Source organism: Marinobacter goseongensis, from assembly GCF_023156235.1.
GTDB lineage: Bacteria > Pseudomonadota > Gammaproteobacteria > Pseudomonadales > Oleiphilaceae > Marinobacter > Marinobacter goseongensis.
The window spans coordinates 1-3,666 of sequence record NZ_JAKZAI010000057.1; the positions used below are offsets into that span (position 1 = coordinate 1).

At 53.1% G+C, this 3,666-nt stretch carries 3 protein-coding genes; all 3 read right to left on the bottom strand.

The window, feature by feature from the left end; all coding sequences use genetic code 11:
* The coding region (locus MLC70_RS18160; RefSeq protein WP_248185903.1) for a GIY-YIG nuclease family protein at window positions 1–794 on the bottom strand (794 nt) is incomplete at its 3' end.
* Window positions 791–2,152: a restriction endonuclease subunit S gene (locus MLC70_RS18165; protein ID WP_248185906.1), complete on the bottom strand. Its 1,362-nt coding sequence runs from the start codon at window positions 2,150–2,152 to the stop codon at window positions 791–793. The genes MLC70_RS18165 and MLC70_RS18160, both read right to left, overlap by 4 nt.
* A partial coding sequence (locus tag MLC70_RS18170; protein WP_248185909.1) for an HsdM family class I SAM-dependent methyltransferase occupies window positions 2,149–3,666 on the bottom strand: 1,518 nt, incomplete at its 5' end. The genes MLC70_RS18165 and MLC70_RS18170, both read right to left, overlap by 4 nt.

Consider the following 3,666-nt stretch of genomic DNA (forward strand, 5'->3'; position numbering starts at 1 on the left):
GAGAACGACTGGTCTTGTGTGAAACGCACCGCGCCAGAGGCGTCCGGCACCAGCACACCATCTGCCGTCAACTGATCGTACAAAGGGCGATAACTCGTGTAGCTACTGCCGCTCACCCACTTATCCCGCGCCTGGCTTCCCTCAAGCACCACAAACTCGCCATCGACTTCACGGGCGGTGGCACGAGTGCCGTATTTAGGCAGCTCCATGTAAAAATTCGGAGCCGCACCATCAGAACCAGGCCCTCCCTGGATCTGCGCTGCAATTTTCTGCCGATCACGGAGAAAGTCGAATCCCAACACGGGCAGAATGATGCGAACTTGCTCAATAAAGAACGCCATGTCGGCCTGATCGGACTCTGGTAGCACCGTGTAATCGTGGGCGGTGCCGTTGACCAGACCACAGCGTCCGGATTGCTTGGCAATCGAGATGAGCTGGCTTTCCAAGTATTTCACATGAGCTTTGGTGAGATTCTGATCTTTGCTGGTGATTAGGCACACCCGCTCCCAGAAATCTTTGCCGCCTTGGGGCTCAGGACGATTGTGCTGTTTCAGGCGCTTGGCCACATCATCGGATTCACCGATGTAAACCAAGGGACGCATGGCATTGTCAGGGTCAGGACCCACAAGGAAGTACACGCCGGTACGACCGCATTCGGGCCGCTGTAGGAGCTCCGTCAGCTTGGTGCGCGAGCCAGTTAATGCATGGCCGGTCCAGTTCATGATCTCGGCAGTCAAAAGACCGTTCGGAGTGCCATCAACCAGGAACAGACGGATGCCGCGTCCGTGGCTCATGCGGTAACCTCCATCCCGGCTTGACGTACATCTTCATCAAAAGCGCTTTCGTCGACTGGTGGCTGCCAGTTACGGACATCGATTTTTCCGGTGACAGCGGCTGAAATTAGGGCTGACCGGCGCTCCAAAAGTAGTTGGATTCCTTTATCTGCTTGTTTTTGTAAATCAGTGAATTGCTGAAGTTCAGACTCGAGAAATTGGAGTATTCGTTCCTGCTCATCCACTGAAGGCATCGGCAAATCTAGGTTCATCACGTTGCTGGATGATATTGATGCCAAATTCGTACTTTGCTTTGAGTTAAGGAAGAAATACGAACGAGCCCGGCTTGATTGGGTAAACATTGCCAGCCACTCAGGCGTCAAATGCCCATTTGGGCGAATGGCGAAAACATGATTCTGATGCAGGCAAGGTTCTATTTCGGCTCTCCATACTGTTCCTCTCCCTAATTTATCGTTGTCTCCCCCCTCATTCATGAGGACGTCACCATGCCTCAAGCTATACCGCTCAATCTCAGACTCCAGGACCGCTATCTCCTTCACTTCCGTCAAGTCCACGTAACCTGCTTGGACGTTTGCAACTCGCAAATAGGGAAGAGAAACCGTTTTCTGATCCTGATAGTCCTTACCTTTCGCAACTCCTCCTTGGATGGTTGCATACCACCTTAACTTTCCGACTCTCCAATGCGCCGGCACCTCCCCAAGCCACTCCACCCCGGAGTCCTTCATCGGCACATCCGGATCTAGCCCTTTGGTCACCGCATGGGAAATCACCGCCTGGCGTTTTTCCTGAAGCAGCTCTATCAGGCGCTCCTGCTCGCGGATCAGGGCGTCGATTTTGGCGGTTTCGTGGTCTAGGAAGCGGGCGATTTGGGTTTGTTCATGATGTGATGGGACAGGGATCACTATGTTCTTCATCTCGGAGAAGCCTGTGCTCCAAAGATCAGCAACGATACCCTTACCGTTCCGGTAAAACTCCTCTTGGAAAACTTCTGACCTCAGAAGATGGTGAGCAAAACGGCCATAAACTCCATTTGGCTCCAGCACGATACAGATAAGAGATACAGAGCCGTCTAGTTCCGACAACCCAGATGAGCCCTTTCTGTCCGAGCGACTATTGATGACAAAATCTCCTGCAATAACTCTCTTCCGATTATCGCCATCTTGGGTTTTAGCTGCTGTCTCAAGCCTAGGTACGATTCCATGTTTGGTAACCGAGAGAGGTTGAAAGTCCTTATCACTTACTTTTTCTCTTCGTTCAGAAAAAAAGTGCCCCAGCCGCTTTAAAGACCAATGCTTTGGTACCGCCCCCAACCACGCCAGACCTGAATCATAATTCTCGATGTATTTTGCAATGGTCACGCTGACAACTCCTCAATCATCCGCTTGATCCGGTCCGTGCATTGCTTCAGGTCAGCATCGATCTCTTCCAGAGGCCGAGGCGGCGCAAACTCATAAAAGTGTCGGTTAAACGGGATCTCGAAACCAACGATGCCCACTTCCCCATCCTTTTCATCGCGCTTGGACTCATCAATCCAGGCGTCTGCCACATGTGGTTTCACTTCCCGTTCAAAGTAGTCGTACACGGACTCTGAGAGGGGCACGTTCTCATAGTCCCGAAGGCCGGTATCGGCTTCTGGATTGCCCTTGCTGTCCGTGCAGATATCCGCCTCTGGGTCGCGCTCACTCAAGGCATTGAGCAACGACTTCAGTTGCGGCGCACTCAGGTACACCTGATGATCGGTGAGCGAAGCCTTCAGGGCCTTCTGGAACTGCTTGCGATTCCGGTAGACCGTCTTGGCATCCACAGTACGACAGGCCGCGAGGATCTTGTCCTGGTCTTCGTGGTCCATTTTCTGGATGGCTTTTTCGTCCGCAATCCGCTCAATGCGGTCTTCCGAGGTTTGGAAGTTCAGCTTCAGCGGACGCTCAACCGTGATGCGCCGGTAACCGAAGGCTTCAATGGGAAAAATTTTACTCTTTTGGGTTTCCTGAAAGTCCCCATACATCCGCACGATCTCGTCCTGGTCGGACTCGCTGACAAACTGGCGTTTACTGCCGAGGGACTTACGCATTTTGGAAGCCCGGTCAGTTGCATCGATTAGCTGGACCTTGCCTTTGCGTTCAGCCGGCTTGTTATTGGAGAGCACCCACACATAGGTGGAGATGCCGGTGTTGTAGAACATATCCGTGGGCAGGGCTACGATGGCCTCGACCATGTCGTTCTGCAGCAGATAGCGCCGGATTTCGGATTCGCCACTGCCAGCACCACCCGTAAACAGTGGGCTACCATTGAGAATGATGCCGATCCGGGAACCGCCTTCACGGGCATCCCGCATTTTGCTAACCAGGTGCATCAGGAACAGCAGGGAGCCATCGGACACACGAGGAAGCCCAGGCCCGAAACGACCATCAAACCCTCTATGTTTGTGCTCGTCATTGACCTGCTTTTGAACCTTCTTCCACTCCACGCCAAACGGAGGATTACTGAGCATCAGGTCAAACTTGTTTGCAGCCAGCTGATCATCCGACAGCGTGTTGCCTAGCTTGATGTTGCTCACCTCCTGCCCTTTGATCAGCATGTCGGCCTTACAGATGGCGTAGGACTCCGGGTTCAATTCCTGGCCGTGAAGCGAGACGGTGACACTCTCGCTGATCTGCTGAATGTAATCGTCGCCTTCGGACAAGAACCCGCCCGTTCCAGCTGTAGGGTCGTAGATGGTCACAATGCTATTAGGCGTTAGCCGGTTCTCCTGTCCGGTCAGGACAAGGGAGGTGGTCAGATGCACGATATCCCGCGGCGTGAAGTGTTCCCCGGCCGTTTCATTAGAGCTCTCCGCAAATTTCCGGATCAACTCCTCAAAGATGATCCCCAT